Below are 6,961 nucleotides of genomic sequence, written 5' to 3' on the forward strand. Positions count from 1 at the left end.
AAAAAGTGCTGCATGTTAGTTATGCAGCACTTTTTTAGTGGTTAATTTTTGCACATGTTTTATTCGCTGCCAAGTATTGAGCGGTTTAGCGGATTGTAATGGTAAGTAAGGAGTTAAGGCAATATTGGAATAGCGACTTATGCGTGGTAAATGACGATAATTTTGCCAACTAGTTTCGTCAAAAAAGCCGTAGAACAGAATATCACTTGCTTTAACCCAGCCTAAAGATGTATACAGCCATAAACTTTTGGGACTGCCATTGAAGTTCTCTATTTTTAACAAAGTATTACCAGGTAAAACTTTATTAGTTTTTGATTGATTATCAGGAAAGCGGTAAATATGCACGTTTTTTTGAGGCTTGGCTAATACTTGCTTATTTTGATAAGATGCGATATCTTCAGGCTTTAAATCCATATTAACAAATTCTGCCGAGATAAAGGTCTGATTGGCAATTTGATAATAAAGCTGATTATGAGCTCTGACCCCATACATTACCTCAAATTTTTGCCCCGGATAAACAAATTTATCTTGTTTATCCCGCACATAAGGATTCATCATAGTCTTAGTCTTTTTTTTGCCAAAATAACTGCCACTGCGGTGAATATCGTACTTTTTGGTACCTTCCTTTGCCAGTTTGTATTTAAAACCAGTACTTGGAAAGTTAGTTACAACGCCATCGACATTTTTGTTAATTAGCCATTGCCATAAATTAGGGGACTCATCCATTTCAGTCCACACAAAAACCTGTTTATTTAACTGGTGCAGCCAATGTAGCAGCCAGGCATGATTTAAAATCAAATCAGAGGAAACATTAACGGCATTTACTTGCGGTAAATTACTAAAATTCATTCTTTTAAGACTGCCGACAATTAAAATTAAGTAGGCATCGGGCATAATCTTACGGAAATGAAATAAGCTGGCAACTGAAAAAGAATGAATCATAACCCGTTTCTCCATATGATACTTTTTGATAGTCGCTGCGATTTGGTCTTCTAATTCATAAGACGGATCTAGCGAATGATCTATTTTGGTTTCGAGAATAAATTTTGTATTTGGTCTTTTTTGATAGTAATCAAATAATTGTGGTAAACTCATGACATGTTCACCATTGTCATAGGTTAACTCGCTAAGTGCCCGCCAATTATTTTGTGATACAATTGCATGTGTATGGGTCACTCGAAACAAGTCATCATCGTGTGAAACAACTAACTCTCCATCTGCAGAAAGACGGAGGTCAAGTTCAACGTAATCAGCACCCGAATTAAAAGCAGAGTTGTCACTTTGAATAGTTTCTTCAGGATATTTGCTGGGATCGCCCCGATGGCCGACCACAGTGAAACCACAGGTTGTAATAAAAATGATGCTAAAAACTAGAGCCCTGATTAATTGGCTTTGATATTTCATGTGTACACCTCTATTGTTAACTACAATAGCATGGTTGCACATTTTTTGCTACATGTCACAGATTTAATTTATGTGGGGGATATTAATGAATGAACAATATGAAGAGTTGGATTTAATTGAGGAAATAGTGCGCAACGACGGCAGTAAGTATTTTGAAATTGCCAATATTGATCAAAATGGGATAGCTGAACTGGCTGCTGATCGCGGAAAAATAAAAAGCGTGCGTATTTTGCAGTTGAACATTCCACGTACTAAAGCCCTTATTACCTATGAAGAATATATTAATAAAAACTACAAACTTGAAACTTTGACCAATGAAGATGACTGGAAAAATCCCGATTGGGTGGAATGGAAAAAGCCAAAAGGGAAAGTCTTAGATGCCTATAACATGGTTTTGAAATCTAATCAAATTGGATAGAGAGCAGGATAATGGAAAAAATTCGCATTTTACACACTAATGATTTACATTCACATTTCGAACATTTCCCCAAAATTGGTCGTTATTTAAAAGAAGCGCAAAAAGATAAATCTGTTGACCAGGTTCTTACTTTTGATGCTGGTGACTTCATGGATCGCTCGCATCCCTTGACTGATGCGACGTACGGCCAAGCTAACATTAAGCTAATGAACTCTTTTCATTACGATGCAATCACTATCGGTAACAATGAAGGAATTTCCAATTCACATTGTGTTGTAGAAAAATTGTTTGATCATGCTAATTTTCCCGTTATTTTAGCGAACTTGCGCGAAGAAGACGGTTCCATGCCTCATTGGGCTGTTCAAGATAAAATTTTGCTTACCAAAAAGGGCACTCGAATTGGTCTAATTGGGCTGACTGCAGCGTATCCTCTTTCTTATGAACCTAATCATTGGCACGTTAAAATGTTGAAAGAAACCATGGACAGCGTTCTGCCTAAAATGAAGGGGCAATATGATGTGTTAATTTTAATAACTCATATTGGCTTAAATATGGATACCTTTTTAGCCAAGAATTATCCGGAAATTGATTTGATTGTGGGTGGCCATAGCCACGATCTGCTACCCCATGGTAAAGAAGTTAAGGGTGTTTGGATTACCCAAACAGGTAAATGGGGCAATTATGTGGGTAATACTTATATGGAAATTGACGACAATCACCATGTGTGTCAGATTACGCCACATGTTGAGCCAACTAGTTTGATGAAGTCTCACTCTGATGATGAAGATACTATTTTAGGTTACAGGCAAAAGGGTAAAGAAATTTTAAGTCATGAACTTGTGGCTGATTTGCCTGAGAAATATGATAATGACCGTGAAGCTGCTCTGCAGGTTTCTATGGATGCCATTGCAAATTTTGCCGGAACAAACCTAGCTATGCTAAGTTCAGGTCTTTTTTTAACTCCATTTAAAAAGGGCATTTTAACTAAATATGACTTACAAAGAGCTTTGCCTCATTCAATGCATGTTGTACGCTCTACTTTAAAAGGCAGTGATTTGTGGCGCCTAGTCATGGAAATCGAAAAAAACCGGCACTTTTTAGACCAGTTTCCTTTACAGGGTATGAGTTTTAGGGGGAAAATTTTTGGTCAAATGTACTACAAAGGAATCAAGTTTGATCCCATGACCAGAGTAGTTTTTGTAAATGGCAAGGAAGTCGATCCCTACCAGGAATATCAAATTGCTGTTTTGGATCATTATGTTCTAGTGCCTTTTTTCCCTACTTTGGCAATAGTTGGTGATAATGATTTCTTATTTCCCAAATTTTTGCGTGAAGTAATAGGGGATTATTTAGCAAAGAAATATCCGTTAACGGGAAGTGAAAATAATGGTAGAACAAACGAGCAACAGAAAAGCTAAAGATAATAAATTTGAACGAGAACAACCATTGCGGCATCCTCTGGCTGTCGTTAGTTTGGATGATGATCAACTAAAAATAAATAAACAACTTTATCAGGTTGTGGTTAATAAGAATGATGCTCTTGACCTTGAGCTTTTGCGGCAAAAATATGATCCATATTTAGATCAATATGATTTTATTGTGGGCGATGTATCAAGTGAGCATTTGCGCTTAAAAGGCTTCTACCAGGATAATGCCCCAACAGCAATTGATCGCAAAAAGCAGACTATTGCTGACTATTTACTGGAATACTGTAATCCGGGAGGGCCATATTTTGTGCTACAGCTTTTGAGCCCGGTGCATCATTATCATTACAATAAAAGAAAAAGGCGGAAAAATTCGTTTAAGAATAAGGCGCAGGGTTTGCATAGAAAAAAACTGAATAAATCTTTTAAAAGCTATCATGTGCGTCCAAGCAGAATAAAAAGGCCTGAAACAGTAGCTGTAAAAAAGCAACGAGCGAACCATCATTCTTTTGTAATTAAAAAAAGAAAGGGCAGTAAGTAAGTGAAAGATTACCGTTTATTTTTAATCGATCTCGATGGCACAATTTATCGCGGTAAGGAAACTATTGCTTCTGGGGTTCGTTTTGTTAAGCGCCTTGAAAAAGCGCATAAGGATTATATTTTTCTAACTAATAATACGACTCGCACTCCGGAAATGGTAGTGAATAAGCTTAAAATTCATGGCGTCCAAACTGATATTGCACATATTTATACGCCGTGTATGGCAACAGTAAGTTATATTCTAAATAATGAAAAAAAGCGCACTAACAAAATTGGTGTTTATATCATTGGCCAAATTGGTTTATGGCGTGAATTTATGCAAAACCCGGCTTTTGAGCTTAATGATTCTAATCCAGAATATGTTGTGGTCGGGATGGATACGGATTTGACTTACCACAAAATTCAAGTAGCTGTGAGTGCAATCAGGAAGGGAGCAACCTTTATTGGTACTAATGCGGATTTAAATTTGCCTAGTGAAAAAGGTTTAATGCCAGGCAATGGATCTCAGTGTGCAATGATTGCAGCTTCTAGTGGGCAAAAACCGTTTTTTATTGGTAAGCCTTCTTCTGTGATTATTGATATGTTGTTAGATAAATTTCATTTTGCTAAAAAAGATACGCTTTTAGTAGGCGATAATTACGATACTGATATTAAGGCAGGGTTTAACAGTCATGTTGACCAACTGCTGGTAACTACTGGTATTACACAAGTTGCGGACATTGAAGGAAAAAAGCAGCCGACAATTTTGGTTGACAGCTTAGATCAGGTTAAATTATGACTAAAAGAAATAATATTCTAACTATTATTTACCATTTTATTTTTGCTGTTTCTACTAGTGTTGTAACGGCACTCGTTGTTAGTTGGCCCTTATTATTTGTCTTTGTTTTGGTGCAAAAAACGAATAAAACGGTGAATTTATCAATTGGACAAGTAATGAGCAATTATAATCAATTAATGTGGTATTTAATTTGGCCTTTTAAGCGAAAATTAAGAATGAGTAATTTGCCTACTTCCTCAATGGCTGCAAGTCATTTCGCCGATGTCAAAAAATTGTTCGTATTGGCAATTATTGCCTTTTTGTGTTGTTTAATAATACTTTTTTGGAGTAAAAAAAGAAATAAAAAATTTTTACGTTTGAATAAAGTATGGGCTTTATTGTTCTTATTATTACCAGTTGCAATATTGCCATTTGCACTGACTAATTTTGATAATTTTTTCATCACTTTTCATCATTTGTTTTTTGCGGGTAGCAACACCTGGTTATTTGATCCAGTGACAGATCCAATTATTAATGTCCTCACTGAAGGTTTTTTTGCATCTTGTTTTGCAATTGCGGGTATTGTTTATGAACTGTATTTTGCTGATAAATTATTGCAAAAATAAAAAGGAGTTCTTAATGAAACTCCTTTTTGTTTTTAATACGTTTTTTTAATGCAACTATTAAAATCGGCAAAACAGAAATTAGGATAATTGCGATCAGTAACATTGAGAAATGCTCTTTCACAAATGGTATGTTACCAAAGAATGCACCCAATATCGTAAATAAACCACTCCAGATTATTCCTCCAATTACGTTATAAAGAGCAAATTTTCCATAGTGCATATTGCTGCCACCAGAGATAAAGGGAACAAATGTCCTAATAAAGGGAATGAATCTGCCGATAACAATGGTAATTGGTCCGTGTCTGTTAAAAAAATTTTCAGCAGCCAGACGATTTTTTTGGTTAATCAGCCTGTTAAACCAAGTATGTTTTGTACTTTGTCTTACAGACCAGGCTCCTATTTCATAATTGCAGGCATCACCTAAGATAGCTGCAAGTAATACCGCAAAATAAATCCACCAAATGTTCAAATTATATTCTGGGTTAACTGCTAAAGAACTGGCGGCAAAAATTAGTGAATCACCGGGTAAAAAGGGAAAAATAACTAATCCAGTTTCAATAAAAATAATGGCAAAGATAATCAAGTATGTCCAATTGCCAAACTGATTAACTATTTCAATCAGATGATGGTCGATATGCAAAATAAAGTTGATTATTGTCATAAACATCTCCTAAATACTGGTTGAATGAATTGTTAAGGTCTTTTCGGGAAAAAGCGCACGCATAATCGTAGTAATTGCAATTTGTGCTTCTCCAAATCCAAGTCCAATAAGAGGTACACGTCCGGGATAAGTTGATACATCGCCAATTGCATAGATGCCGGGTATGTTTGTTTCCATAGAGCGTGATACTTCAATTTGGTTATTGTTTAAGTGGACACCCCACTTTTTTACAAATTGGTTATTAGCACGGAAACCATATCCGACGACTATTTGATCAAATTGTTCGTAAATAATATTGCTGGTTCCTATCTCTTTTAAACCAATGTTAAGTAGATTATCTCTAATTTGAATTGATTTAGGAAGATAGGGTGTTTGTACTTCAACATTTTTTAAACTTTTAAGTTTTTGAATACTGGATTCCAAACCCCGAAATTCATTTCTTCTATGAATTAAAATAATTTTCGTTCCTGGCTGATCTGCTAGTTCAGCTGCCCAGTCGAGGGCAGAATCTCCTCCACCGAAGACTCCTATTTTTTGATTTTTAAATTTTTGAGGATCTCTAACATAGTAGTGAACTCTTTTTTCAATTTCATTATCCATTTTTAACGGAAATTTTTTAGGAGTAAACGATCCGGTTCCAGTTGCAATAATTATGCTTTTTACAGAAAAACTGTTATCAATAATAAATTTTCTATCTATTTTTTTAAGATCTACGACAGGATGGTTTAAGATAAAAGTTGCATTTTGCTTGTTTTCAGTTTGTAACTTTTCGATTAATTCGCAAGCAAGAACAGAATTAAAAGCTGGGATGTCCAAAATCTTTTTAAATGGATAAAGTAGTTTTGGCTGTCCCCCAACTTCTGCGAGTGAGTCAAAAACTACAGTTTTTAAACCGTGAAGATGGGCAAAATTAGCACAGAATAATCCCACTGGACCTGCCCCAATAATTGCTAAATCAAAATTTTTTATTTTAAAAAACTCCCCTCTAAACCTTGATATAACAACTTTATCATAAAAAAAGAAGTAAGTCTCTTCAATAAATTGTAAAAAGTACTTGCAAAAGGGAAAAATAATTGCTAGTATTAATAACTGTCGTCGGGCAATGAGCCGCAAGGCAAGAGGCCCCTAAGG

Annotated in this window: 8 protein-coding genes; 5 read left to right on the plus strand and 3 right to left on the minus strand. The window is 35.5% G+C overall.

Annotation, left to right across the window (positions count from 1 at the left end; all coding sequences use genetic code 11):
* Positions 1-15 precede the first annotated feature (15 nt).
* Positions 16-1,404 carry a glycerophosphodiester phosphodiesterase gene (locus tag H3U49_RS09695; RefSeq protein WP_198181161.1) on the minus strand — a complete coding sequence of 463 codons (1,389 nt, stop codon included), beginning with the start codon at positions 1,402-1,404 and terminating at the stop codon, positions 16-18.
* Positions 1,405-1,489: 85 nt separating this feature from the next.
* On the opposite strand from H3U49_RS09695, the gene H3U49_RS09700 reads away from it, so the two are divergent.
* Genes H3U49_RS09700 through H3U49_RS09720 form a run of 5 tightly spaced genes read left to right on the plus strand, consistent with a single transcriptional unit; the run spans position 1,490 to position 5,169 of the window.
* A complete protein-coding gene (locus tag H3U49_RS09700) occupies positions 1,490-1,822 on the plus strand; it encodes a hypothetical protein (RefSeq protein WP_198181162.1) in 333 nt (110 codons plus the stop codon).
* A gap of 11 nt (positions 1,823-1,833) precedes the next feature.
* The gene (locus tag H3U49_RS09705; protein ID WP_198181163.1) at positions 1,834-3,240 is read left to right on the plus strand and encodes a bifunctional UDP-sugar hydrolase/5'-nucleotidase; all 1,407 of its coding nucleotides are present in this window, start codon (positions 1,834-1,836) and stop codon (positions 3,238-3,240) included.
* Complete coding sequence (locus tag H3U49_RS09710; RefSeq protein WP_198181164.1) at positions 3,209-3,787, plus strand: YutD family protein; 579 nt, start codon at positions 3,209-3,211, stop codon at positions 3,785-3,787. The genes H3U49_RS09705 and H3U49_RS09710 overlap by 32 nt, the downstream gene beginning before the upstream one ends.
* The gene (locus H3U49_RS09715) at positions 3,788-4,564 is read left to right on the plus strand and encodes a TIGR01457 family HAD-type hydrolase (RefSeq protein ID WP_198181165.1); all 777 of its coding nucleotides are present in this window, start codon (positions 3,788-3,790) and stop codon (positions 4,562-4,564) included.
* A complete protein-coding gene (locus H3U49_RS09720) occupies positions 4,561-5,169 on the plus strand; it encodes a TIGR01906 family membrane protein (protein WP_198181166.1) in 609 nt (202 codons plus the stop codon). The genes H3U49_RS09715 and H3U49_RS09720 overlap by 4 nt, the downstream gene beginning before the upstream one ends.
* Positions 5,170-5,179: 10 nt before the next feature.
* Here the strand turns inward: H3U49_RS09720 and H3U49_RS09725 are convergent, their stop codons facing one another.
* Both H3U49_RS09725 and H3U49_RS09730 read right to left on the minus strand, forming a co-directional pair.
* A complete protein-coding gene (locus H3U49_RS09725; protein ID WP_198181167.1) occupies positions 5,180-5,830 on the minus strand; it encodes a VTT domain-containing protein in 651 nt (216 codons plus the stop codon).
* Between the two features lie 9 nt (positions 5,831-5,839).
* Complete coding sequence (locus H3U49_RS09730) at positions 5,840-6,760, minus strand: NAD(P)/FAD-dependent oxidoreductase (protein ID WP_338212384.1); 921 nt, start codon at positions 6,758-6,760, stop codon at positions 5,840-5,842.
* Positions 6,761-6,961 lie beyond the last annotated feature (201 nt).

The organism is Lactobacillus sp. W8174 (genome assembly GCF_016100975.1).
Taxonomy (GTDB): domain Bacteria; phylum Bacillota; class Bacilli; order Lactobacillales; family Lactobacillaceae; genus Lactobacillus; species Lactobacillus juensis.

What these genes read in the sequence shown, in the direction of transcription:
- H3U49_RS09695 (WP_198181161.1), bottom strand. Translation starts at nt 1,404, where the DNA reads ATGAAATATCAAAGCCAATTAATCAGGGCTCTAGTTTTTAGCATCATT.
- H3U49_RS09700 (WP_198181162.1), top strand. Translation starts at nt 1,490, where the DNA reads ATGAATGAACAATATGAAGAGTTGGATTTAATTGAGGAAATAGTGCGC.
- H3U49_RS09705 (WP_198181163.1), top strand. Translation starts at nt 1,834, where the DNA reads ATGGAAAAAATTCGCATTTTACACACTAATGATTTACATTCACATTTC.
- H3U49_RS09710 (WP_198181164.1), top strand. Translation starts at nt 3,209, where the DNA reads ATGGTAGAACAAACGAGCAACAGAAAAGCTAAAGATAATAAATTTGAA.
- H3U49_RS09720 (WP_198181166.1), top strand. Translation starts at nt 4,561, where the DNA reads ATGACTAAAAGAAATAATATTCTAACTATTATTTACCATTTTATTTTT.
- H3U49_RS09725 (WP_198181167.1), bottom strand. Translation starts at nt 5,830, where the DNA reads ATGACAATAATCAACTTTATTTTGCATATCGACCATCATCTGATTGAA.